This is a genomic window from Enterobacter dykesii (genome assembly GCF_008364625.2).
In the GTDB taxonomy this organism is placed as follows: domain Bacteria; phylum Pseudomonadota; class Gammaproteobacteria; order Enterobacterales; family Enterobacteriaceae; genus Enterobacter; species Enterobacter dykesii.
Map to the genome: position 1 here is coordinate 2572022 of NZ_CP126604.1, position 22820 is coordinate 2594841.

Annotated in this window: 23 protein-coding genes and 1 pseudogene; 10 read left to right on the top strand and 14 right to left on the bottom strand. The window is 57.5% G+C overall.

From position 1 onward, the window contains the following. Positions 1–2: 2 nt before the first annotated feature. The 4 genes from F0320_RS12370 to nasR form a co-directional block, all read right to left on the bottom strand. A complete protein-coding gene (locus F0320_RS12370; protein WP_033145769.1) occupies positions 3–791 on the bottom strand; it encodes an ABC transporter ATP-binding protein in 789 nt (262 codons plus the stop codon). A 9-nt stretch (positions 792–800) separates the two neighbouring features. Then, a complete protein-coding gene (gene ntrB / locus F0320_RS12375; RefSeq protein ID WP_126328768.1) occupies positions 801–1679 on the bottom strand; it encodes a nitrate ABC transporter permease in 879 nt (292 codons plus the stop codon). A gap of 2 nt (positions 1680–1681) precedes the next feature. Beyond that, the gene (locus F0320_RS12380) at positions 1682–2929 is read right to left on the bottom strand and encodes a CmpA/NrtA family ABC transporter substrate-binding protein (RefSeq protein ID WP_126328769.1); all 1248 of its coding nucleotides are present in this window, start codon (positions 2927–2929) and stop codon (positions 1682–1684) included. A 228-nt stretch (positions 2930–3157) separates the two neighbouring features. Further along, positions 3158–4342, bottom strand: coding sequence for a nitrate regulatory protein NasR (gene nasR / locus F0320_RS12385; RefSeq protein ID WP_126328770.1), 1185 nt, complete (start codon positions 4340–4342; stop codon positions 3158–3160). Between the two features lie 72 nt (positions 4343–4414). Between nasR and F0320_RS12390 the strand changes: the two genes are divergently transcribed. The 3 genes from F0320_RS12390 (at position 4415) to F0320_RS12400 (ending at position 7093) form a co-directional block, all read left to right on the top strand. Next, positions 4415–4768 (top strand): DsrE/DsrF/TusD sulfur relay family protein, encoded by a 354-nt coding sequence (locus F0320_RS12390; RefSeq protein WP_126328771.1) that lies wholly within the window; start codon positions 4415–4417, stop codon positions 4766–4768. Positions 4769–4874: 106 nt separating this feature from the next. Further along, the gene (locus F0320_RS12395; protein ID WP_047651178.1) at positions 4875–6659 is read left to right on the top strand and encodes a methyl-accepting chemotaxis protein; all 1785 of its coding nucleotides are present in this window, start codon (positions 4875–4877) and stop codon (positions 6657–6659) included. A gap of 194 nt (positions 6660–6853) precedes the next feature. Next, entirely contained in the window at positions 6854–7093 is a 240-nt protein-coding gene (locus tag F0320_RS12400; RefSeq protein ID WP_010432930.1) for a DUF1883 domain-containing protein, read from the top strand. Positions 7094–7123: 30 nt separating this feature from the next. Here F0320_RS12400 and F0320_RS12405 read toward each other — a convergent pair whose 3' ends face one another. Further along, complete coding sequence (locus F0320_RS12405) at positions 7124–7819, bottom strand: gamma-glutamylcyclotransferase (protein ID WP_126328772.1); 696 nt, start codon at positions 7817–7819, stop codon at positions 7124–7126. A gap of 178 nt (positions 7820–7997) precedes the next feature. Next, positions 7998–8228 (bottom strand): putative cation transport regulator ChaB, encoded by a 231-nt coding sequence (gene chaB, locus F0320_RS12410; protein WP_023312121.1) that lies wholly within the window; start codon positions 8226–8228, stop codon positions 7998–8000. Between the two features lie 270 nt (positions 8229–8498). Between chaB and chaA the strand changes: the two genes are divergently transcribed. Further along, the gene (chaA, locus tag F0320_RS12415) at positions 8499–9599 is read left to right on the top strand and encodes a sodium-potassium/proton antiporter ChaA (RefSeq protein WP_023312122.1); all 1101 of its coding nucleotides are present in this window, start codon (positions 8499–8501) and stop codon (positions 9597–9599) included. A gap of 88 nt (positions 9600–9687) precedes the next feature. Here the strand turns inward: chaA and kdsA are convergent, their stop codons facing one another. The 6 genes and pseudogenes from kdsA to hemA all read right to left on the bottom strand — a co-directional run bounded on the left by kdsA (position 9688) and on the right by hemA (position 14732). Beyond that, the gene (gene kdsA / locus F0320_RS12420; protein WP_029741601.1) at positions 9688–10542 is read right to left on the bottom strand and encodes a 3-deoxy-8-phosphooctulonate synthase; all 855 of its coding nucleotides are present in this window, start codon (positions 10540–10542) and stop codon (positions 9688–9690) included. 36 nt (positions 10543–10578) lie between these two features. Beyond that, positions 10579–11388, bottom strand: a complete 810-nt coding sequence (gene sirB1, locus F0320_RS12425; protein WP_023312124.1) for an invasion regulator SirB1 — start codon at positions 11386–11388, stop codon at positions 10579–10581. Between the two features lie 41 nt (positions 11389–11429). Next, positions 11430–11519: pseudogene (locus F0320_RS12430) on the bottom strand (siroheme synthase); the annotation flags it as partial. Between the two features lie 2 nt (positions 11520–11521). After that, positions 11522–12352 (bottom strand): peptide chain release factor N(5)-glutamine methyltransferase, encoded by an 831-nt coding sequence (gene prmC, locus F0320_RS12435; protein ID WP_126328773.1) that lies wholly within the window; start codon positions 12350–12352, stop codon positions 11522–11524. Further along, complete coding sequence (prfA, locus tag F0320_RS12440; protein ID WP_021240360.1) at positions 12352–13434, bottom strand: peptide chain release factor 1; 1083 nt, start codon at positions 13432–13434, stop codon at positions 12352–12354. Before prfA ends, prmC begins: the two co-directional genes overlap by 1 nt. 41 nt (positions 13435–13475) lie before the next feature. Next, complete coding sequence (gene hemA, locus F0320_RS12445; RefSeq protein ID WP_023335999.1) at positions 13476–14732, bottom strand: glutamyl-tRNA reductase; 1257 nt, start codon at positions 14730–14732, stop codon at positions 13476–13478. 201 nt (positions 14733–14933) lie between these two features. On the opposite strand from hemA, the gene lolB reads away from it, so the two are divergent. From lolB to dauA, 4 genes are all read left to right on the top strand, one after another. Beyond that, positions 14934–15545: a lipoprotein insertase outer membrane protein LolB gene (gene lolB / locus F0320_RS12450; protein WP_047651182.1), complete on the top strand. Its 612-nt coding sequence runs from the start codon at positions 14934–14936 to the stop codon at positions 15543–15545. Then, a complete protein-coding gene (gene ispE, locus F0320_RS12455; protein WP_126328774.1) occupies positions 15542–16411 on the top strand; it encodes a 4-(cytidine 5'-diphospho)-2-C-methyl-D-erythritol kinase in 870 nt (289 codons plus the stop codon). Before lolB ends, ispE begins: the two co-directional genes overlap by 4 nt. A 125-nt stretch (positions 16412–16536) precedes the next feature. Beyond that, positions 16537–17484 (top strand): ribose-phosphate diphosphokinase, encoded by a 948-nt coding sequence (gene prs, locus F0320_RS12460; RefSeq protein ID WP_003856663.1) that lies wholly within the window; start codon positions 16537–16539, stop codon positions 17482–17484. A 124-nt stretch (positions 17485–17608) separates the two neighbouring features. Next, a complete protein-coding gene (gene dauA / locus F0320_RS12465) occupies positions 17609–19288 on the top strand; it encodes a C4-dicarboxylic acid transporter DauA (protein ID WP_126328775.1) in 1680 nt (559 codons plus the stop codon). On the opposite strand, the gene F0320_RS12470 is transcribed toward dauA, so the two are convergent. Continuing rightward, positions 19274–20332: a MerR family transcriptional regulator gene (locus F0320_RS12470; RefSeq protein WP_126328776.1), complete on the bottom strand. Its 1059-nt coding sequence runs from the start codon at positions 20330–20332 to the stop codon at positions 19274–19276. The genes dauA and F0320_RS12470 overlap by 15 nt on opposite strands. Positions 20333–20452: 120 nt before the next feature. Then, positions 20453–20728: a stress-induced protein YchH gene (ychH, locus tag F0320_RS12475; protein ID WP_039263594.1), complete on the bottom strand. Its 276-nt coding sequence runs from the start codon at positions 20726–20728 to the stop codon at positions 20453–20455. Positions 20729–21002: 274 nt separating this feature from the next. Here ychH and pth point away from each other — a divergent pair, with 274 nt between their 5' ends. Beyond that, positions 21003–21587, top strand: coding sequence for an aminoacyl-tRNA hydrolase (gene pth / locus F0320_RS12480; RefSeq protein WP_126328777.1), 585 nt, complete (start codon positions 21003–21005; stop codon positions 21585–21587). Positions 21588–21713: 126 nt separating this feature from the next. Continuing rightward, entirely contained in the window at positions 21714–22808 is a 1095-nt protein-coding gene (ychF, locus tag F0320_RS12485; RefSeq protein ID WP_010432886.1) for a redox-regulated ATPase YchF, read from the top strand. Positions 22809–22820: the final 12 nt, after the last annotated feature.

Below are 22820 nucleotides of genomic sequence, written 5' to 3' on the forward strand. Positions count from 1 at the left end.
CATTACGCCGCTTTCGGCTGCTTTTCATAGAGGAAATGAAGGATCTGCTGGCGCATGTGGTGATAGCGGCTGTCGTCGGCAAGCTGCACCCGGTTGCGCGGGCGCGGCAGATCGACGCGCAGGATCTCCCCGACGGTGGCCGCCGGGCCGTTGGTCATCATCAGCACGCGATCGGAGAGCAGCACCGCCTCGTCCACGTCGTGGGTAATGAGCACGATCGTGGTGTTCAGCGCCTGCTGGATCTGCATCACCGAGTCCTGCAGATGCGCGCGCGTCAGGGCATCGAGCGCGCCGAAGGGTTCATCCATCAGCAGGACTTTCGGCTTCATCGCCAGCGCGCGGGCAATACCGACGCGCTGCTTCATGCCGCCGGAGATCTCCCCCGGGCGCTTGTGCAGGGCGTGCCCCATCTGCACGCGGTCGAGATTGTGTTCAATCCACTCCCTGCGCTCCGCCTTGCTCATGCTGTGGCGGAACACGTGATCGACCGCCAGGGCCACGTTGTCAAAGCAGGTGAGCCACGGCAGCAGCGAATGGTTCTGGAAGACCACGGCGCGCTCCGGACCCGGCCCGGCGATTTCGCGGTTATCGCAAATCAGACCGCCTTCCGTCGGCAGGGTAATACCGGCGATGAGGTTCAGCAGCGTCGATTTGCCGCAGCCGGAGTGACCAATCAGGCTGACGGTTTCGCCCTCGTGGATATCAAAAGAGACGTTCTGCAGCGCCAGAAACTCGCCGCTGGCGGTGGAAAAACGCTGGCTCACGGCCTGGACCTGAATTAATGGTTTCATATTCGCTCCTTATTTTTCCTGCCAGCTAAAGCGGCGGGCGATCAGCATCAGCCCCTGCTCCAGCAGCAGCCCGACCACGCCAATGATGACGATGGCGATGAGAATGTTTTCGACGTTGAGGTTGTTCCACTCGTTCCAGATCCAGAAGCCGATGCCTAAACCTCCGGTGAGCATCTCGGCGGCGACGATCACCAGCCAGGCGATGCCGATGGAGAGACGCACCCCGGTCAGCACCGCGGGCAGCACCGCCGGGAAGAGAATGCGGCGCATGATGGTCCACTCGGAAAGCTGCAGCACCCGGGCCACGTTGAGGTAGTCCTGCGGAATGCGGCGCACGCCTTCGGCGGTGTTGATCACCATCGGCCAGATGGAGCAGATAAAAATGGTCCAGCTCGACGCGGGCTCCGCTTTCTGGAACAGCAGCAGGCCTATGGGCAGCCAGGCCAGCGGGCTAACCGGGCGTAACAGCGCGATCAGCGGGCCGAACATGCGAGAGAAAAAGGTGAAGCGGCCAATCAGGAAGCCGAGCGGGATCCCGGCGAGCGCGGCCAGGCCAAAGCCCACCGCCACGCGCTGTAATGAGGCGAGCACGTTCCAGCCGATGCCCATATCGTTAGGCCCGTCGCGATAAAACGGATCGGCGAACAGGGTGATGGCGGAATCGAGCGTGCTGAGCGGCGTCGGAAAACCTTTGCTGTTAATCGCCGCCAGCTGCCAGAGCACGGCCAGCAGTCCCAGACCGAGAAACGCAGGGATGATGCGCTGAAGGACCGCGTTGATCCGACGCGCAAACGTCGGCGTACGGCGGCGAACCTGCACCGGAGGCAGGACAATCACCTCCCCACTCTCCGGCGTCTCGTGTGAATTCGTCTTTTGCAGATGCTGCATAATCAGGCCCCTTTACGGTGAATGGCGAAACGGCTGGCGTATCCTTCCGGGTCGGTACCGTTCCAGACGGTGCCGTCCATCAATGTGCTGCTGCGCAGTGGTGAAGTCGGTGTGGTAATGCCCCCCACCGCCGCGGCGGCATCCTGCCAGACCGCCGTCTGGTTAATGCGCTGCGCGATGCCCGCGTAGTCCGGCGCGGATTTGAGCAAGCCCCAGCGGCGGAACTGGGTTAAGAACCACATGCCGTCGGAGAGATACGGGTAGCTCACGGCCCCCTCGTTGAAGAAGCGGATCGGGTGCGCGTCCTGCCAGCGCTGGCCCAGGCCGTTGTCGTACTCGCCGAGCATGCGTCCGGTGAGATACTGTTCCTTGCAGTTGAGCCACGCCCGGCGGGAGAGGATCTGCGCGGTCTCGCGTTTGTTTTCCGGGGAGGCTTCGATCCAGCGCGCGGCCTCCATCACGGCGCTCACCAGCGCCCGCGCCGTGTGCGGGTTTTTCGCCACCCAGTCGCGGCGCGTGCCGAGTATTTTTTCCGGATGGTCGGCCCAGATGGACTGCGACGTGGCGGCGGTAAAACCGATTCGGTCGTTGATGGCCCGGGCGTTCCACGGCTCGCCGACACAAAAGCCGACCATGTTGCCAATGCGCATGTTCATCACCATCTGCGGCGGCGGCACCACCACCGTGCGCACGTCGTCAAAGGGGTTAATGCCCGCACTGGCCAGCCAGTAGTAGAGCCACATGGCGTGCGTCCCGGTCGGGAAAGTGTGCGCGAAGGTGTAGGTGCCGGGCGCCTGCTGCCCAATGAGCTTTTTCAGCCCGTCCAGGTCGCGAACGCCCTTATCCGCCAGATCGCTTGAAAGCGTAATCGCCTGGCCGTTCTGATTGAGCGTCATCAGGTTCGCCATCTGCTGCGGCTTGCCGGCGATGCCCAGCTCCAGGCCGTACAGCAGGCCGTAGAGAATGTGCGCGGCGTCGAGCTCGCCCGCCACCAGCTTGTCGCGCACCGCCGCCCAGCTCGCCTCTTTGGTGGGCACGATGGTAATACCGTATTTTTTATCAAAGCCTTTCAGCGCTGCGATAACCACCGGGGCGCAGTCGGTCAGCGGGATAAACCCGATGCGCACCGTTTCCTGCTCCGGTTTATCCGAGCCTGCCGCCCATGCGGCCTGCATGACACCCGGTAACAGCATTGCGCCACTCGCCAGCACGCTGGCCTGCAAAAAACGCCGTCTCGACAAATCCGCCATGACCACTCCTGAAAAAAAACCAAAAAAAAAGCGCCCACGGTGCCGAAGCACCAGTGGACGCCTTTATCCCGAAGACGCATGCGCCGCCGTTGGCGCATCGTCAAAAATGGTTAATCCGATAATGCAAAGTGAATGCCAGGTTTTAACCCGCTGTTTCCAGGGCGCTAACCGAACTCCCCTCGCCTGCACGCACCTTAATCAGGCACAAAATGCCCGCTGACCGTGCAGCTACTCCTTTGGTATTACCTGCCATAAATTCTTCACCATCAGCAGCGCGCGGGCGATATCCACCATCCTTTGGTTCTTGTCCATCGCCATTTTGCGCAGCGCCGTCCAGGCCTGTTCCTCACTCATATTCTGGTGGGTCATCAGCACGCTTTTCGCTTTATCAATGACTTTGCGCTCTTCAAGCGTGTCGCGCAGCGACGCAAGCTGGCGCGAGAGCTGTTCTATCTCGCGTGCCTGCTGGCGCACCAGGGTGAGCAACGGTTTTTCCGGATACTGTATCAGCGGATCGTCCCGCTCATCGGCGGGAGGCACGTACTCATCGTTACGGTAAATACGCTCCTCCACCGCCGTCATCAGATCGGCGATGAGCGTCTCCTCCAGCGTGCGCAGATGCTCAAGGCGCGCGGTTTGCAGAGCAAACCAGGCCAGAGCGGTAAGGCCATCATCCGCGGCAGGCTGGCGGGTACAGGCTACGCGCCGGAGTTGCTCCGTTTCACGATCGGGCTGGCAGTGCAGGGAAAAGGTGGTCTGGACGTCAGCATGGCTGTGCGAAAGAAAGATCTCAAAGCAGGCCTGCTGCCCGTCGATGCGGTCAACCAGCCTCTGGCGAGTCACATCATCGAAAAAGCCCTGCGTGAAGCCAATTGCCCCCAGGGCCCGTTCCTGTCCCGCCAGCTCTTTCCCCTGCATCAGGCTATAAAGGGCAACAAAACGCCCGGCGATTTGCGGATCGTCAATGCTGTCATTGAGCTGCGGCACGATACTGAGCAGATGGCGAAGCATGCGGGAGTAATGTTCCATCGCCTGCGGCGCCGTTACCGTTTGCTGAATAACACCGTCGCGCAGCGCGGGAAGCATATCAAGGTTCTGAAGCGCGCCGCCGATACGTTCACAGACGCTACTTCCCGCTATCGGCGACTGTTTTTCAAGAATGGCATAAAGTGCAGCGAGGTTTTCATCCACCAGCGCCCGGCTGGCTTTGCATTCGGGGGCGTAAAGCTTACCCTGTGAGCAGAGCCAGACGTTGGACGCCCCACGCTCGCACTGTAACATGTGCACCAGTTGGCTAATGCCGTGCACAAGTACGCCCAGCTGTGCCAGCTTGCTGAGCTGCTCCCGGCGCATCATCCTTGCGCGCTCGAGCCATTCGGCAGCGCCTGGCGAAATGCCAGCCATTAATGTCATGCTTACTCTCCAGAATAGCGAAACTCGGGAAAGCTAAGCAATATTCGTGCCTTTCTAAGAACAGGAGTCAACATGCAAAATATTGTGATCGTCGCCAACGGTGCGGCTTACGGCAGCGAATCCCTTTTCAACAGCCTGCGCCTGGCGATTGCGCTGCGTGAAAAAGAGAGTGGCCTGGCGTTACGACTCTTTTTGATGTCGGACGCGGTCACCGCGGGGCTGAAAGGTCAAAAACCGGCAGAAGGCTATAACATTCAGCAGATGCTGGAGATCCTCACCGCGCAAAACGTGCCGGTGAAGCTGTGCAAGACCTGCACCGACGGCCGTGGCATTACCGGTCTGCCGCTGATTGATGGCGTAGAAATCGGTACGCTGGTTGAGCTAGCCGAGTGGACGCTGTCCGCCGATAAAGTATTAACTTTTTAATAATAAACTCGTAAAAATATTATTTTCTTATGGACGCGGTTTCAGCATCAAGTTTACCTGCGGGGTTGCCGATAGGCATGGAAACAACACAGCAGGTATTTCACTTATGTTCAGATCGATTCGTGCACGCATCATCGCGACGACGGCAGGCTGTCTGGTCGTCGCCCTTCTCCTTAACACCGTTATCAACTTCCAGGTCACGCGCCAGGATAACCAGCAGTCCCAGCGCGATATTCTGACCAGCACCAGCGCCAGCCATAACATGGCGATTGCCGACTGGGTAAAAAGCAAGATGTCGGTGATCGCCTCCGCGCAGACCGTTGCGCTGAGTGACGACCCGGTTCCGGTGTTTAAACAGCTTGCGCAGGCGGGTGGATTCACCAACGTCTATGTTGGCTACGCCAGCAAAACGGCGAAATTCTCTGAACCGGCGGGCGTTCCGGCGGACTATGACCCCACTATTCGCCCGTGGTATCAGCAGGTGGTCAGCACGGACGGTCCGGTTGTCACCGCGCCCTACGTTGACGCGGGGACCGGTAAACTGGTGGTCACCTTTGCGGTGCCGGTGAAAGAAAATGGCACGCTAAAAGCGGTGGTGGCGGGCGATGTGGCGATGGACAGCGTGGTGGCTAACGTGCGCGGGATCCATCCAACCCCGGCCAGCAGCGGGCTGCTTCTGAACAGCGACGGCAGCGTGATTGCCGCTAACGATCCGGCTCTGACGCTGAAACCGTTTGGTGAGACGATCAAAGGCATTGATTTTGCTGCGCTGAAAAGCGGTAACCTCGTCGACGGAACGCTGAACGACGCTGAAAAAACCTTCGTGGCGACAGCCGTGCCGGGCACAAACTGGCTGTTAGTCGTCGCGCTCGACAGCGGTGACGCCACCTCCGGCATGCGTTCCCTGCTTAAAGCCTCGGGGATTTCGCTGGTGATCCTCGCACTGCTGAGCGGCGCCATTGTGCATTTCCTGATTGCCCGCTTGCTCAAGCGCTTGTCCGACATTCGCGACGCGATGCACAACATTGCTAACGGGACTAACGATCTGTCCCAGCGCCTGCCGGACAGCGGCGAAGATGAGGTTGCGCAGATTGCGCAGGCCTTTAACGCCTTCAGCGATAAGCTGTCGGTAGTGATGGTGCAGCTCCGTGACGCCAGCGAATCGGTGAAAAACGCCGCGCAGGAGATTGCCGCAGGTAACCAGGATCTTTCCGGACGTACCGAGCAGGCGGCATCCAGCCTGCGCGAGACGGCCAGCGCCGTGGAGCAGATCACCGCCTCCGTGACCCAGTCGAATGAATCGGCGGCAGAAGCGAACGATCAGGCGAGCAAAGCCTCAGCGGCCGCGGCGCGCGGCGGCGAGGTGGTATCGCAGGCGATCAGCACCATGCAGTCCATTGAAGTCGCGTCGGCTAAAATTGGCGATATCACCAGCGTGATTGACGGCATTGCTTTCCAGACCAACATCCTGGCGCTGAACGCCTCCGTCGAGGCGGCGCGTGCCGGTGAGCAGGGGCGCGGGTTTGCCGTCGTAGCTGGCGAAGTGCGTAACCTGGCGAGCCGTAGCGCTCAGGCGGCGAAAGAGATCAAATCCCTGATCGATTCCACCACCGACAGCGTGGCGACCGGCTCCCGCTACGTGCATCTGGCGGGGGAAAGCATGGATGAGATCCGCTCCAGCATCGGCAGCGTCTCCGGCATCATGCGCGAAATCTCCATCGCCACCAGCGAGCAGATGAAAGGGATTCATGAGATCAACCACGCGGTGACCCATCTCGACAGAATGGTTCAGCAGAACGCCGAGCTGGTGGTGGAATCCGCCGCCGCCGCGGGCGCTCTGCAGAGCCAGGCGGGCGACCTTGCTGAAACCGCAGGCCATTTCCGCATTTAATTTTCTTCTGGCGCGGGTTAACCGGGTAAAACACGCGCCAGCTGAATGCTTTCAGGTATTTTGTCATTTTTGTTTAAACGTTATGCCATTTTTTGATCAAAATCAGCATCCCACCCCCTCCCCTTTGGTGTTATGCCATGAGTGAATTGTGAACAATATCACGCTCGGGATGGGCAAAATCGACGGGGTAAAAAATGGCACTGGTGAAGACAAGTTTGAAACTGTTTGGCGGGGATACGGTCGTGGTACGTTGCTCAGAACGCTGCCGCATTCATCTCATGAGTTCAAAAGCGCAGAAGCAATCGCAGGCGGATATTCTGACGGTGCAGGATGACAAGGCGTGGCTGACCGTGCCTTATACTGGCACCTGGGATGTGCTGATCGACAGCCACAGCCAGTCGCTGGAGCATTCGGTTAGCTACGTTGCCGCATAAAACGAACGCCCGGTTTAGCCGGGCGTTTTTTCAGGCAAAACCCGGACGTAGCGGGTTATTAAGCAGGTTCCCTTCCAGCAGCGCCTTCACCTTCGCCACCAGCTCATTCAGACAATCGTCCTGCATCCCGAGGCGGGTCAATTCCTGATCGAGGGAGAAGAGATACTGCGCGTTGGTGCCCAGCGGCCCGCTCGCGGCGGCAATCAACGGGGCAATCACCTGCGTGCGGGTATCCGCTTCATACAGCGGATGGCGCGGGTCCATAATAAACACCAGCGCATTGACGGTGCGTCCGTCGTCCAGTTCCAGCTTGCACCAGCTCGGCATATAGCAGCCGGTGATCATCTCGCGCTTCCAGAGCAGCGTAAGCTCCTCTTCCAGCGTGGCATCAGGCAGGCGATACGCCACGCCCGTGGTGCGCCCGCCCTCTTTCAGTGCAAGCATGCGCCCCGGCTGGCACGCGCTACCGCGTCCGGCCGTCAGGCGCAGGCAAAATGCGCGATGCCAGCCAGGCAGCGTTCCCGTTGCCGATTCGACAAATTCGAGCGCCGGGTTCCACATCAGGGAGCCGTAGCCAAAAATCCATACCGGGCCATCATCCGGGCGGCAGGCAAGCGTGGCAGCGAGCGACGCCGCACGTTGTTCAGCTGACCAGAGAAGCGATTCCTCAATAGCACCAAATGCCGTCTTACAATCTGCCTTCATTAAGAAATCACGCGTTAACACTTTACACCTCCGCCACTGCATGCTTCCTTGCGACATCTGTAATTCGCCTTCCCGGCATTTTTTTGCTGGTCATTTTGCCAGCAGTTAAATAACGATAAGCAATTAGCGGACCAGTTGCAATACAACGGAAGTTCAACCGCCTGAAAAGTCAAAATGAAGGCAGCGAATCATTTCACGGCTATTTCTTTTTATGCCATTTATCGTCGTCTCCTTTCTCATATTCATGTTTTACTGCGGCCCAGGCGACCTTGTGGGCCGTCTCTTCACGGCTGGCATCATCCCGGCGATCGTCCTTGTCTTTGTACTGATCCCAGGCGCTGTTAAACGCCTCTTTGTAGATATCCTGCGCGTGAGCGGGCAGCACGTTTTGCACGTTATCCGGTAATTCACGTTTCGCTTTATAGGGCATCACTAACCTCTCTTCTGGTTAAAGAGATAAGTGTGGACGACGATACGCCATGGTGCCACCCGACAATAATTTATGAATACATTACATTTTTAATTTATTGTTATTTAATGATTAATAAATAAAAACACCGCATTATAGACATCAAGAATGAAAATAATGACAAAGGGTAAAATTAAGTAAAAAATAAAGGGTATTTAACAGAGATCTGTTAGTTTAATGACCTCAAAAATCTATCTATAATTACAAGCACCTGCATTGATGGAGAAGCACATGACAGCAACACACGAGGCGGTAAAGACCCGCCACAAGGAGACGTCACTCATTTTCCCGGTTCTGGCACTGGCTGTGCTGCTCTTCTGGGGAAGCAGTCAGTCACTGCCAGTGGTGGTTGGTATCAATATTCTTGCCCTGGTCGGCATCTTAACCAGCGCATTTAGCGTTGTTCGCCATGCGGACGTCCTGGCCCACCGTCTGGGCGAGCCGTACGGATCGTTAATTCTCAGCCTTTCCGTTGTTATTCTCGAAGTCAGCCTGATTTCCGCGCTTATGGCGACCGGCGATGCCGCGCCGACGCTGATGCGCGACACGCTCTACTCGATCATTATGATAGTGACGGGCGGCCTGGTGGGCTTCTCTCTGCTGCTGGGCGGGCGCAAATTTGCGACCCAGTATATGAACCTGTTCGGCATTAAACAGTATCTGATCGCCCTCTTCCCGCTGGCGATTATCGTGCTGGTCTTCCCGATGGCGCTGCCGGGTGCAAACTTCTCCACCGGTCAGGCGCTGCTGGTCGCCCTGATTTCCGCCGCGATGTACGGCGTGTTCCTGTTGATTCAGACCAAAACGCACCAGAGCCTGTTTGTGTACGAGCATGAAGATGACGGCGACGATGATGACCCGCACCACGGCAAGCCGTCGGCCCACAGCAGCGCGTGGCATACGGTTTGGCTGATCGTACATCTGATTGCGGTGATTGCCGTCACCAAGATGAACGCTAACCCGCTGGAGACGCTGTTAACCGAGCTGAATGCGCCGGTGGCGTTTACCGGCTTCCTGGTGGCCCTGCTGATTCTGTCGCCGGAAGGGCTGGGCGCGCTGAAAGCGGTGTTGAATAATCAGGTGCAGCGCGCAATGAACCTGTTCTTCGGCTCCGTACTGGCGACGATTTCACTCACCGTCCCGGTGGTAACGCTGATTGCCTTTATGACGGGCAACGAGCTGCAGTTTGCGCTGGGCGCGCCGGAGATGATTGTGATGGTCGCCTCGTTGCTGCTGTGCCAGATTTCGTTCTCAACCGGGCGTACCAACGTGCTGAACGGCGCGGCGCATATGGCCCTGTTTATTGCGTATCTGATGACGATATTTGCGTAATTTTATCCGGTGCGGGCTGAGGCCCTCACTCCAACCCTCTCCCACAGGGAGAGGGAAAACAAAAAACCCGCCGAAGCGGGTTTTTTTATTAGTTGCTGGTATCCAGCTCGTCGAAGCTCTTCACCAGATCGTCAATCGCTTTGATCTGCTTCAGGAACGGCTCCAGCTTGTCCAGCGGCAGCGCGGATGGGCCGTCGCATTTCGCGTTAGCCGGATCCGGGTGCGCTTCAATGAACAGGCCTGCCAGACCAGTCGCCATGCCGGCGCGCGCCAGCTCGGTCACCTGGGCGCGACGGCCGCCGGACGCGGCGCCGAACGGGTCGCGGCACTGCAGAGCGTGGGTCACGTCGAAAATCACCGGAGACTGGCCGGAGACATTTTTCATCACGCTGAAGCCCAGCATGTCGACAACCAGGTTGTCGTAGCCGAAGTTTGCGCCACGGTCGCACAGGATCACCTTGTCGTTGCCACCTTCGATAAACTTATCGACGATGTTACCCATCTGCCCAGGGCTTACAAACTGTGGTTTCTTCACGTTGATAACGGCACCAGTTTTCGCCATCGCCGCAACCAGGTCGGTCTGGCGAGCCAGGAATGCCGGGAGCTGAATCACGTCCACCACGTCTGCCACCGGTTGCGCCTGAGAGGCTTCATGCACGTCGGTGATCACTTTCACGCCAAAGGTCTGCTTCAGCTCCTGGAAAATCTTCATCCCTTCTTCCAGGCCCGGGCCACGGTAAGAGTTGATGGAGGAGCGGTTGGCTTTGTCAAAAGAGGCCTTAAACACGTACGGGATGCCCAGCTTCTGGGTCACGGTCACGTAGTGTTCGCAGATACGCATGGCGAGATCGCGGGATTCCAGCACGTTCATGCCGCCAAACAGTACGAACGGCAGGTCATTTGCTACCTTGATATCACCAATGCTAACCACTTTTTGTTTCATAGGATCGCCTTATTCAGGTGTGAATCGGAATTAAGATTAATGCAGTGTAATTTGTTTGTGCGAGATCGCGTTGATCTGCGCACGAATCATTTCGCTAATGGGGTCTTCCGGACACTGCTCGACGAAATAATTCAAATCGTTCAGCGCCACGTGCTCACAGTCGAGCTGCGCGTAGATCAGCCCGCGATCGCGAATTTCGTACGGATCTTCCGGGTTGAACTGCAGCAGCACTTCGCTGGCGCGCAACGCCAGCTCCATCTGACGCTCTTCCATTAACGCAGACTTCAGCGTATCCAGCAGCTTGCGGATCACTTCTGCGTTATCCGCCTCGTCGAGATCTTCGTTGAAGAGTTCAGCCACCGGGCTGATATTGCCTTTCAGCCACACGTCCAGCGTATGTTCATCCAGCGTGTCGCCGTTGAAAGGATTAATGAGCCACATTTCGCCGTCCAGCCACTCTGCACGCAGGATCATCTGCGTCGGGAAAATGACCGGGACCAGCGGAATATCCAGACGGTGCGCGACCCACAGCAAAATAGAGCCCAGCGCCACGGCGCTGCCCTGACGATTTTTTAAGACCTGGTCCAGCCATAACGCGTCAGACAGGCGATACACGCCCCGCGTGTCGCAGAAACCCCATTCGCCGTAGAAAAGCTCCAGCAGCTTCTCTAATTGCCAGTCTTGCGGGCGAGCCTGATTAATCTCTTCACGCGCCAGGCTGACCAGATTCTCCAGCTCATCGTAGACAAACTGCGACGTAAAATCGTCGCGAATCATCTCAGAAATCAGGATCATGCCATCGCAAAGCGGCACTTTATTAAATTCGAAATCGGCTAAGGACCTCATGACTTACCCCAGTAACGACTGAGCGAACAATGACGCTCAGGCGCGATAAAACTCAAAACGATGTAGATGATAACGCCAAACAGCTTTTCAGTCAGCCATGCGCCTTTATCAGTAAATGGCAGATAGCCTGTTTTCATGGCCACTGCCCCAGCGTCAGGCGTTCGTTGCCGCCGTAGTCGCGGCAGGTTTCGACAGCGGCGTAGCCAGCTTGCGTAAACAGTGCACGCACGGCTTCTCCCTGCGTCCAGCCATGCTCCACCAGCAGCCAGCCGCCGGGAAGCAAATGTTTACGTGACGTTGTCACAATGTGATCGAGATCGGCTAATCCCGCGTTGGCGGCCACGAGCGCCGTCAGCGGTTCGAAGCGCACGTCTCCCTGGGCAAGGTGCGGGTCATTTTCGTCGATGTAGGGAGGATTGCTGACAATCATCGCAAATGAGCGATTCTCCAGCGCGTTGAACCAGCTGCTATGCAGCACCGTCACGTTGCCGAGCCCGAGACGTTGCACGTTACGCTGCGCCAGCGCCACCGCATCGGGCATTACATCCACCGCCGTCACCGTACAGTCGGGCCGCTCGGTAGCGAGCGCCAGCGCGATAGCCCCGGTGCCGGTACCAAGATCGAGAATGCTGCAGGCCGCCGCAGGTAAACGCGCCAGCGCCTGCTCCACCAGACACTCGGTGTCCGGACGCGGGATCAGCGTCGCCGCCGAGACGTACAGCGGTAACGACCAGAACTCACGCTCACCGACAAGGTGCGCCACCGGCTCGCCGGTTTTACGGCGAGCAAGCAGCCCGGCGAGCTGCGCTTCCTGTTCCGCGGTCAGTTCGGTTTCGCCAAAAGCCAGCAGATACGTGCGGGCTTTACCCGCCACATGCTCAAGCAAAATCTCGGCGTCGCGTTTCGGGCTTTCGCTTTCTGAAAGCTCACCGGCAGCCTCGCGTAACCAGCGCTGAAAATCCATTATTCCTGCTCGGACAGCGCCGCCAGCTGGTCGGCCTGGTATTCCTGCACGATAGGCTCAATCAGCATATCCAGCTTGCCTTCCATCACTTCGTCCAGACGGTACAGCGTCAGGTTGATGCGGTGGTCGGTTACGCGGCCCTGCGGGAAGTTGTAGGTGCGGTTACGGTCGCTGCGATCGCCGCTGCCCAGCAGGTTACGGCGCGTAGACGCTTCCGCCTGCTGGCGTTTCGCCATTTCGGCTGCGTGGATACGCGCGCCCAGCACGGACAACGCTTTAGCTTTGTTTTTGTGCTGGGAACGCTCGTCCTGACATTCGACGACGATGCCGGTCGGCAGGTGGGTAATACGGATAGCGGAATCGGTGGTGTTAACGTGCTGACCGCCCGCGCCAGAGGAGCGGAACGTATCAATACGCAGGTCCGCCGGATTGATGTCCGGCAGTTCAGCTTCCGGCAGCTCCGGCATCACCGCAACCGTACAGGCGGAGGTGTGAATGCGGCCCTGAGATTCGGTAGCCGGTACGCGCTGCACGCGGTGACCGCCGGATTCAAACTTGAGACGACCGTACACGCCGTCGCCGCTGATCTTGGCGATAACCTCTTTGTAGCCACCATGTTCGCCTTCGTTGGCGCTCATGATCTCCACGCGCCAGCGACGCGATTCGGCGTAGCGGCTGTACATGCGGAACAGATCCCCGGCAAACAGCGCCGCTTCGTCACCGCCGGTACCGGCGCGCACTTCCACAAACGCGTTACGCTCATCGTCCGGATCTTTCGGCAGCAGAAGCACCTGAAGCTGCTGCTCCATCTCTTCAGAACGCGCTTTCGCATCCTGCAACTCTTCCTGCGCCATCTCGCGCATTTCAGGATCGTCGAGCATCATCTGCGCGGTTTCGATATCTTCCTGAACCTGTCGCCAGTCGGTAAAGCATTTAGAAACATCACTTAACTGCGCGTATTCACGCGAGAGCGCGCGAAAACGTTCCTGGTCCGCAATGGTCCCGGCATCCCCGAGCAGCGCCTGTACTTCTTCATGGCGCTCGTGCAGAGCTTCCAGTTTAGCGACGATAGAAGGCTTCATAGGCGTAAGTGCACCTTGTCTTAGAAAATGGGTATAGGGCGCTATTCCAGCCCGAGGCTGTTGCGCAGAATAGTCAGGCGTTCATCATCCCCGTCACGGGCGGCCTGCTGAAGAGATTTGGTTGGTGCATGGATCAGGCGGTTGGTCAGTTTCCACGCCAGGTCCTGCATAATCGCATTTGCGTCGCCGCCCTGTTCAAGGGCTGCTAACGCTTTGGCAGTCAGGTCATCACGCACCTGTTCCGCCTGCCCGCGGTACTCGCGGATGGTCTCGCTGACGCTTTGCGCGCGCAGCCAGGCCATAAACTCACTGGTTTCCTGCTCGACAATGGTTTCCGCCTGAACCGCCGCCGCTTTACGCTGAGCAAGGTTGTGCGAAATGATGCTTTGCAGGTCATCCACGCTGTAGAGATAGGCGTTAGGCAGCTTGCCCACTTCCGGCTCAACATCGCGCGGGACGGCGATATCCACCAGCAGCATCGGCTGATTACGGCGGGACTTCAGCGCACGCTCCACCATCCCTTTCCCGATAATCGGCAGCGGGCTGGCGGTAGAGCTGATAATAATGTCCGCCTCTTTCAGGCGTTCATCGATGTCGCTCAGGGCTACCACCTCTGCACCCACTTCATCCGCCAGCACCTGCGCGCGTTCGCGAGTGCGGTTAGCGATAATCATCTTTTTCACTTTATGCTCGCGCAGATGGCGCGCCACAAGTTCGATGGTTTCGCCCGCCCCCACCAGCATCACGGTGACGGTAGAAAGGGATTCAAAGATTTGGCGTGCAAGGGTGCAGGCCGCGAAAGCAACAGAAACCGCACTGGCACCAATGTCGGTTTCGGTTCGCACACGCTTCGCCACGGAGAACGACTTCTGGAACATGCGCTCCAGCTCGCTGGCCTTCAGATGTCCTTTTTGCGAATCCGCAAAGGCTTTTTTTACCTGACCCAGAATTTGCGGCTCGCCCAGCACCAGCGAATCCAGACCGCTGGCGACGCGCATCAGATGGCTGACGGCATCGTTGTCCTGATGCCAGTACAGGCTGTTGCGCAGCTCGTCTTCATTGAGATTGTGGTAATCACATAGCCAGCGGATCAGCGCTTCGTGCAGGTTGTCCTGCTCTTCCACGCTTAAATACAGCTCGGTACGGTTGCACGTCGAGAGCACCACGCCACCCTGCACCATAGGCTGTGCAAGAAGGCTATCCAACGCCAGGTCAAGCGTATCCGGCGAAAACGTTACGCGTTCTCGCAGCGAAACCGGAGCCGTTTTGTGGTTGATGCCGAGTGCTAATAGGGTCATGTTGAGCGGGAGTAGTACCAGCGTTAATAAGGTTAGCAGAACGCATCATACAGGATGCGCGAGATCAATAAAAGGGACTGCCCCCTTTCGGAGTAATAGGTTACACAACCCTTTGAGATAATTTGAACGTAGACGGTAGCCCCCTTCGACGCTAGCATTAACAGTTATAACTGCAACGTATCTCAAGGATTTGTCCTCATTATGACCCGACTGATTCGCCTGCTGCCGCTGGCAGCACTGGTTCTGACCGCCTGTACCGTCACCCAACCAAAAGGCCCGGGCAAAAGCCCTGATTCACCGCAGTGGCGTCAGCACCAGCAGGACGTCCGTAATTTGAACCAGTACCAGACCCGCGGCGCTTTCGCTTATCTCTCTGACGAACAGAAGGTTTATGCCCGCTTTTTCTGGCAGCAGACCGGTCAGGACAATTACCGCCTGCTGCTGCTGAACCCGCTGGGCAGCACCGAACTGGAGCTTATCGCCAAGCCGGGTGAAGCGCAGATCACCGATAACAAAGGCCAGCACTATACCGCGACCGATGCCGAAGAGATGATTGGCAAGCTGACCGGGATGCCAATCCCGCTCAACAGCCTGCGCCAGTGGATCCTTGGCCTGCCGGGTGATGCCACCGACTACACCCTGGACGATCAATATCGTCTGAGCCAGGTGAACTACACCCAGAACGGCAAAACCTGGAAAGTGGTGTACAGCGCCTATGACAGCAAGAGCAAACCGTCGCTGCCATCGAATATGGAACTGACCCAGGGCAGCCAGCGCATCAAGCTGAAAATGGACAACTGGATCGTTAAATGATGACCCACTGGCCCTCTCCGGCAAAGCTGAACCTGTTTTTATACATTACCGGCCAGCGTGCTGACGGTTATCACACCCTGCAGACGCTGTTTCAGTTTATTGACTATGGCGACACGATCTCCATTGAACTGCGCCAGGACGGGCAGATTTGCCTGCTAACGCCGGTCGAAGGCGTGGCGCATGAGGACAACCTGATCGTGCGCGCCGCGCGTCTGCTGATGAAAGCTGCGGCGGAATCAGGACGTCTGCCCGCGGGAAGCGGTGCGGATATCCGTATCGAGAAGCGCCTGCCGATGGGCGGCGGTCTGGGCGGCGGCTCATCCAATGCAGCCACCGTGCTGGTTGCGCTGAACCACCTCTGGGGCTGCGGGCTGTCGCAGGACGAACTGGCAGCCCTGGGCCTGACGCTGGGGGCGGATGTTCCGGTGTTTGTGCGCGGTCATGCGGCTTTTGCCGAGGGCGTGGGGGAAATCCTCTCCCCGGCTGAACCGCCGGAGAAGTGGTATCTGGTTGCCCATCCTGGCGTGAGTATTCCGACGCCGGTCATCTTTAAAGATCCTGACCTGAAAAGGAATACCCCGATTCGGTCAATAGAAACGTTATTAAATTGTGAATTCAGCAACGATTGCGAGGATATCGCAAGAAAACGTTTTCGCGAGGTTGATGCGGTGCTTTCCTGGCTGTTAGAATACGCGCCGTCGCGCCTGACTGGTACAGGGGCCTGTGTCTTTGCTGAATTTGACACCGAATCCGCCGCTCGTCAGGTGCTTGAGCAAGCGCCGGTTTGGCTGCATGGTTTTGTAGCACGCGGGATGAACACCTCCCCCCTACAGCAAGCCATTCTGGCGCAGACTGAGTTTCGGTGACAACGTCACCCTGTTCCAGACGTTGCATCGCGCTCTTTAATACACCGCCTGGATAGCCTTCGCCTGGCCCGCACAGTTTGCGGCGAACGCTATCCACCACTGGACGCATGCCTGAGGTTCTTCTCGTGCCTGATATGAAGCTTTTTGCTGGTAACGCCACCCCGGAACTAGCACAACGTATTGCCAACCGCCTGTACACTTCCCTCGGCGACGCCGCCGTAGGTCGCTTTAGCGACGGCGAAGTCAGCGTACAAATTAACGAAAATGTACGCGGTGGTGATATTTTCATCATCCAGTCCACCTGTGCTCCAACAAACGACAACCTGATGGAACTGGTTGTTATGGTCGACGCCCTGCGTCGCGCTTCCGCAGGCCGTATCACTGCTGTAATCCCTTACTTCGGCTATGCCCGTCAGGACCGTCGCGTCCGTTCCGCGCGTGTGCCAATTACCGCTAAAGTTGTCGCTGACTTCCTGTCCAGCGTCGGCGTTGACCGCGTACTGACCGTTGACCTGCACGCTGAGCAGATCCAGGGCTTCTTCGACGTTCCGGTTGATAACGTATTCGGCAGCCCAATCCTGCTGGAAGACATGCTGCAGCTGAACCTGGATAACCCAATCGTGGTTTCTCCGGACATCGGCGGCGTTGTACGTGCCCGTGCTATCGCTAAGCTGCTGAACGATACCGACATGGCAATCATCGATAAACGCCGTCCGCGCGCAAACGTTTCTCAGGTGATGCACATCATCGGTGACGTTGCTGGCCGTGACTGCGTTCTGGTTGATGACATGATCGATACCGGCGGTACGCTGTGTAAAGCCGCTGAAGCGCTGAAAGAGCGTGGTGCCAAGCGCGTATTCGCTTACGCGACTCACCCGATCTTCTCCGGTAACGCGGTAAACAACCTGCGCAACTCCGTCATTGACGAAGTGGTGGTATGCGATACCATTCCACTGAGCGACGAGATCAAAGCACTGCCAAACGTGCGCACGTTGACCCTGTCCGGGATGCTGGCCGAAGCGATTCGTCGTATCAGCAACGAAGAATCCATCTCAGCAATGTTCGAACACTAATCGAACACGGCCAAAAAACCCGCTGCGGCGGGTTTTTTTGTCTCCGGGTTTTATTTGTATGATTAATGCCTCCTTCACCTGCCATTCACATGACAGATGATGCGCATACGGATGATAGATAATTGTGAAAAACGTAGCCTCCTCACATGTTCTGCCCTTTCGCGCCCTCATCGACGCCTGCTGGAAAGAGAAGTACAACTCGTCACGCTTTGTCCGTGACCTGATTGCCGGGATCACCGTCGGCATTATCGCCATCCCGCTGGCGATGGCGCTGGCGATTGGCAGTGGCGTTGCGCCGCAGTACGGTCTGTACACCTCGGCCATTGCCGGGATAGTCATTGCCCTGACGGGCGGTTCGCGCTTCAGCGTTTCCGGCCCGACCGCCGCCTTCGTGGTGATCCTCTACCCGGTTTCGCAGCAGTTTGGTCTGGCAGGCCTGCTGGTCGCCACCCTGATGTCCGGCGTCTTTTTGATTTTATTTGGTCTGGCCCGCTTTGGTCGCCTGATTGAATATATTCCCCTTTCCGTGACGCTGGGGTTCACCTCGGGGATTGGTATCACCATCGGAACCATGCAGATCAAGGATTTCCTCGGCCTGCAAATGGCTCACGTTCCTGAACACTATCTGCAAAAAGTGGGGGCGCTGTTTATGGCGCTGCCGACGACCAATCTGGGCGATGCCGCCATCGGGATTGTGACGCTGGGCACGCTGATCGTCTGGCCTCGCCTCGGTATTCGTCTGCCGGGCCATCTGCCCGCGCTGCTGCTGGGCTGCGCGGTAATGGCTATCGTTAATATGTTCGGTGGTCACGTCGCGACTATCGGCTCGCAGTTCCACTATGTTCTGGCGGACGGCTCACAGGGTAGCGGCATTCCGCAACTGCTACCGCAGCTGGTGCTGCCGTGGGACATGCCCGGCTCCAGCTTCACCCTAAGCTGGGATTCCCTGCGCGCCCTGCTTCCCGCCGCCTTCTCTATGGCAATGCTGGGGGCGATTGAATCCCTGCTCTGCGCCGTCGTTCTGGACGGTATGACCGGCACCAAGCACAAAGCCAACAGCGAACTGGTCGGTCAGGGATTGGGCAACCTCGTCGCGCCGTTCTTCGGCGGAATTACCGCAACGGCAGCCATCGCCCGTTCTGCGGCCAACGTGCGCGCGGGGGCAACGTCACCCGTTTCGGCGGTTATCCACTCCGTGCTGGTGATTCTCGCCCTGCTGATCCTCGCCCCGCTGCTCTCCTGGCTACCGCTTTCCGCCATGGCCGCCCTGCTGCTGATGGTGGCATGGAACATGAGCGAGGCGCACAAGGTGGTGAACCTGCTGCGTCGCGCGCCGAAAGACGACATCATCGTGATGCTGATCTGCATGTCGCTGACCGTGCTGTTCGATATGGTTATCGCCATCAGCGTCGGGATCGTGCTGGCTTCCCTGATGTTTATGCGCCGCATCGCGCAGATGACGCGCCTCTCCCCGGTTAACGTCGAGGTGCCTGACGATGTGCTGGTGCTGCGCGTGATTGGCCCGCTGTTCTTCGCCGCGGCGGAAGGTCTGTTCAGCGATCTGGAGTCCCGCATCGCGGGCAAACGGGTTGTGGTGCTGAAATGGGATGCCGTACCGGTGCTGGATGCCGGCGGCCTGGATGCCTTCCAGCGCTTTGTGAAACGTCTGCCGGAAGGCTGCGAGCTGCGGGTGAGTAACCTGGAATTCCAGCCTCTGCGCACCATGGCGCGCGCGGGCGTGCAGCCGATCCCTGGCCGACTCTCCTTCTACCCTAACCGTGAAGCCGCGTTAGCGGATCTGTGAGTGACCTGATGCAGAGAAACGTCTCTGCATCATCACCCCGATCGCCTGCTGGAGCCATGCAAGCACGGCAGGCGTCATCCAGGTTCCTTTCATCAGGTGCGGCTCCTGCTGCATGGCAGCGCGAAACTTTTGCTGAGTTTCCGGGCTGGTGCCCGCGTAAGACTGGAACAATGCCAGCCAGTTTTCAGCCAGCTTTTGCGCCTCCTCCGAGGCGGGATCGGTATTTTCCCGCTGCGCCTGATGCAGTTTCGCCACCAGCGGCGGCCACTCCATCATACGGTCAAAGTAGTGTGCACGGGTAAAGGCTATCTCTTCGGCAGTGAGATACTTCTCCCATATGCAGAGCTTAGACTCCGCAAACGCGCGCGTGATGTAATCCGTCATCTCCGGCGTGATGCCGGTCTGCGCCTGCATCTGCGGTTCAACGCTGTGCATCTCGTTCAGCCGGGTGAGAAACTCCGGCTTGCCCGCCGTGTCTTGCTCCAGGCGTTCCATCCAGCGCGTCGCCAGATCCATCGCCCGCACGTCCGTAGCGGGTATGCGCTGCTCCAGTAGCGTGTTGGCCTCTGCAACCAGCCCTGACCAGATAGCCGCCAGCGCATCCTTCTGCACCGCAAACGGCAACTGCTGTAACTCTTCTTTGCTAAACCAGCGATCGTACATATTCATTAACTCCAGAGTCTGTAGCCAGGATTCCAGATCCGGCGTCGCATCGTCGAGAAGCCCGGTTCGCAGCTCCACCAGCCGGTCGCGCAGCGTATGTATGCTGCGCAGCTGTTTATCCAGCAGCGTGATTTGCGCATCGAGTAGCTCGGTTAACGACAGCGACTCCTGTTCCAGGAAATCCCTGATTTCAGCAAGTTCCAGCCCTGCTTTTGCCAGCGCCTGGATCATATGCAGACGCTGGACATCCGCCAGGTTGTATAGCCGGTAACCTGCCGCGCTCCTGGCAGAAGGCAGCAACAACCCTGTTTGCTCATAGTGGTGCAATGTCCGCACGGTGATCCCGGCGCGTTTCGCCAGCTCACCCACCTGAATCAACATAACTGCTCCTTTTTCTTTGCCAGTGGCGCCACTCTGGAGCCTTACGTTACGTGAGGGTCAACCCTTGATGCAAAAAAAAACGACTCCCTCGGGAGCCGTTTCGGCGTTCTTTATCAGGCACTAGCTGTGCTTATGCTGATCGCGACGACAGCGTTTGTCGTAGTGGCGCACCCACCAGTATTTATCGCAGACCTCCTCATGTCCGCTCACGCGCGCCCCGGCGAGCCACAATACCGCACCAACGAAGATGCTCAATATCGCCCCATGCGCGAAGTATTGCGGGAGGTCAATCTGAGGTAACTGGTTTAAGATGGAATAACCCACGCCGCCTACCATCACGAACAGCCCCAACCCCATCAGCACGTTACCGAGTAACGAAGCGTTTTTGCGTTTCATGTGTCACCTCCGGAACTTTGGGTTGTCAGGGGAAAAGCCCCTAATCCTTGTGTGTAAAGTATAGACAACGCCCCTTTTATGAGTTGCGTGAATGATCACAATTACAGATAAGTCCCAAACAAAAGTTTACAAATAAGACTTTGAACAGCTTGAAATTCTAATTGTTCAAACCAGAAATTATTCGTATTTCGGAGGGGAGATTGCAGAATTTTGTCAAGCGGCGCGCCAGACAGTAAACTACGCGCCAGATCTGGAACCCATTAGGAATTGAATCGTGACGATTAAACTGATTGTCGGCCTCGCCAACCCGGGCGCAGAATATGCGGCCACCCGCCACAACGCCGGGGCATGGTACGTCGATCTGCTGGCCGAGCGGTTACGTGCTCCCCTGCGTGAAGAACCTAAATTCTTCGGGTATACCTCACGTATTAACCTTGCTGGCGCGGATGTTCGCCTGCTGGTGCCCACCACCTTTATGAACCTGAGCGGCAAAGCGGTGGCGGCGATGGCGACGTTTTATCGCATCAATCCGGATGAAATTCTGGTCGCCCACGATGAGCTGGATCTCCCGCCCGGCGTGGCAAAATTCAAGCTGGGCGGCGGGCACGGCGGCCACAACGGCCTGAAAGACATCATTAGCAGGCTGGGCAATAACCCGAATTTCCACCGTTTGCGCGTTGGAATCGGCCATCCGGGCGATAAAAACAAAGTTGTCGGTTTCGTACTCGGTAAGCCCCCGGTTTCAGAGCAGAATCTGATTGACCAGGCGGTAGACGAAGCGGCGCGCTGCACTGAAATCTGGATGAAAGATGGGTTAACCAAAGCGACAAACCGCTTACACGCTTTCAAAGCGCAATAATCCGCCCGATCCGGCTTTTTTACCGCGCGTCATGCGGGTTACGTGTATAATAGGCGTAGTTATTTACTTTTCATCAATCGGTTAACGTTAACGGATTGATTATCAAGATATTAAGGTGATTTAGAAATGGGATTCAAATGCGGTATCGTCGGTCTGCCAAACGTGGGCAAATCCACCCTGTTTAACGCGCTTACCAAAGCGGGTATCGAAGCGGCGAACTTCCCGTTCTGTACCATCGAACCTAACACCGGCGTTGTGCCAATGCCGGACCCGCGTCTGGACCAGCTTGCGGAAATCGTGAAGCCGCAGCGCATTCTGCCAACCACCATGGAATTCGTGGACATCGCGGGCCTGGTAAAAGGCGCGTCCAAAGGTGAAGGCCTGGGTAACCAGTTTCTGACCAACATTCGTGAAACCGAAGCGATCGGCCACGTTGTGCGCTGCTTCGAAAACGACAACATCATCCACGTTAATAACAAAGTGGATCCGGCTGACGACATCGACGTCATCAACACCGAGCTGGCGCTCTCTGACCTCGACACCTGCGAACGCGCGATTCACCGCGTGCAGAAGAAAGCCAAAGGCGGCGACAAGGACGCGAAAGCGGAACTGGCTGCGCTGGAAAAATGTCTGCCACAGCTGGAAAACGCGGGCATGCTGCGCGCGCTGAAAAACCTGACTGAAGAAGACAAGGCGGCGATCAAATACCTGAGCTTCCTGACCCTGAAGCCAACCATGTACATCGCCAACGTTAACGAAGACGGTTTCGAGAACAACCCGTACCTGGACAAAGTGCGCGAAATCGCCGCGGCGGAAGGTTCTGTGGTTGTTGCCGTGTGCGCTGCCGTTGAATCCGACATCGCCGAGCTGGACGACGCCGACCGTGAAGAGTTCATGGCCGAGCTTGGTCTGGAAGAGCCGGGCCTGAACCGCGTAATTCGCGCAGGCTATGAGCTGCTGAACCTGCAGACCTACTTCACCGCTGGCGTGAAAGAAGTGCGTGCGTGGACCATCCCTGTAGGTGCAACTGCGCCTCAGGCGGCCGGTAAGATCCACACTGACTTCGAGAAAGGCTTTATTCGTGCGCAGACAATCGCGTTTGAAGACTTCATCACCTATAAGGGTGAGCAAGGCGCGAAAGAAGCAGGCAAGATGCGTGCGGAAGGGAAAGATTATATCGTTAAAGATGGCGACGTAATGAACTTCCTGTTTAACGTCTGATTCGTCTTGAAT

Bases quoted from the DNA above. Each gene is read 5' to 3' on its own strand.
- ispE (WP_126328774.1), top strand. From the start codon at position 15,542: ATGATGACCCACTGGCCCTCTCCGGCAAAGCTGAACCTGTTTTTATAC.
- F0320_RS12395 (WP_047651178.1), top strand. From the start codon at position 4,875: ATGTTCAGATCGATTCGTGCACGCATCATCGCGACGACGGCAGGCTGT.
- sirB1 (WP_023312124.1), bottom strand. From the start codon at position 11,388: ATGAGGTCCTTAGCCGATTTCGAATTTAATAAAGTGCCGCTTTGCGAT.
- prmC (WP_126328773.1), bottom strand. From the start codon at position 12,352: ATGGATTTTCAGCGCTGGTTACGCGAGGCTGCCGGTGAGCTTTCAGAA.
- ychF (WP_010432886.1), top strand. From the start codon at position 21,714: ATGGGATTCAAATGCGGTATCGTCGGTCTGCCAAACGTGGGCAAATCC.
- chaB (WP_023312121.1), bottom strand. From the start codon at position 8,228: ATGCCCTATAAAGCGAAACGTGAATTACCGGATAACGTGCAAAACGTG.
- kdsA (WP_029741601.1), bottom strand. From the start codon at position 10,542: ATGAAACAAAAAGTGGTTAGCATTGGTGATATCAAGGTAGCAAATGAC.
- ychH (WP_039263594.1), bottom strand. From the start codon at position 20,728: ATGAAACGCAAAAACGCTTCGTTACTCGGTAACGTGCTGATGGGGTTG.
- lolB (WP_047651182.1), top strand. From the start codon at position 14,934: ATGACCCGACTGATTCGCCTGCTGCCGCTGGCAGCACTGGTTCTGACC.
- ntrB (WP_126328768.1), bottom strand. From the start codon at position 1,679: ATGCAGCATCTGCAAAAGACGAATTCACACGAGACGCCGGAGAGTGGG.
- hemA (WP_023335999.1), bottom strand. From the start codon at position 14,732: ATGACCCTATTAGCACTCGGCATCAACCACAAAACGGCTCCGGTTTCG.
- prfA (WP_021240360.1), bottom strand. From the start codon at position 13,434: ATGAAGCCTTCTATCGTCGCTAAACTGGAAGCTCTGCACGAGCGCCAT.
- F0320_RS12370 (WP_033145769.1), bottom strand. From the start codon at position 791: ATGAAACCATTAATTCAGGTCCAGGCCGTGAGCCAGCGTTTTTCCACC.
- F0320_RS12390 (WP_126328771.1), top strand. From the start codon at position 4,415: ATGCAAAATATTGTGATCGTCGCCAACGGTGCGGCTTACGGCAGCGAA.
- chaA (WP_023312122.1), top strand. From the start codon at position 8,499: ATGACAGCAACACACGAGGCGGTAAAGACCCGCCACAAGGAGACGTCA.
- F0320_RS12380 (WP_126328769.1), bottom strand. From the start codon at position 2,929: ATGGCGGATTTGTCGAGACGGCGTTTTTTGCAGGCCAGCGTGCTGGCG.
- F0320_RS12400 (WP_010432930.1), top strand. From the start codon at position 6,854: ATGGCACTGGTGAAGACAAGTTTGAAACTGTTTGGCGGGGATACGGTC.
- F0320_RS12470 (WP_126328776.1), bottom strand. From the start codon at position 20,332: ATGTTGATTCAGGTGGGTGAGCTGGCGAAACGCGCCGGGATCACCGTG.
- nasR (WP_126328770.1), bottom strand. From the start codon at position 4,342: ATGACATTAATGGCTGGCATTTCGCCAGGCGCTGCCGAATGGCTCGAG.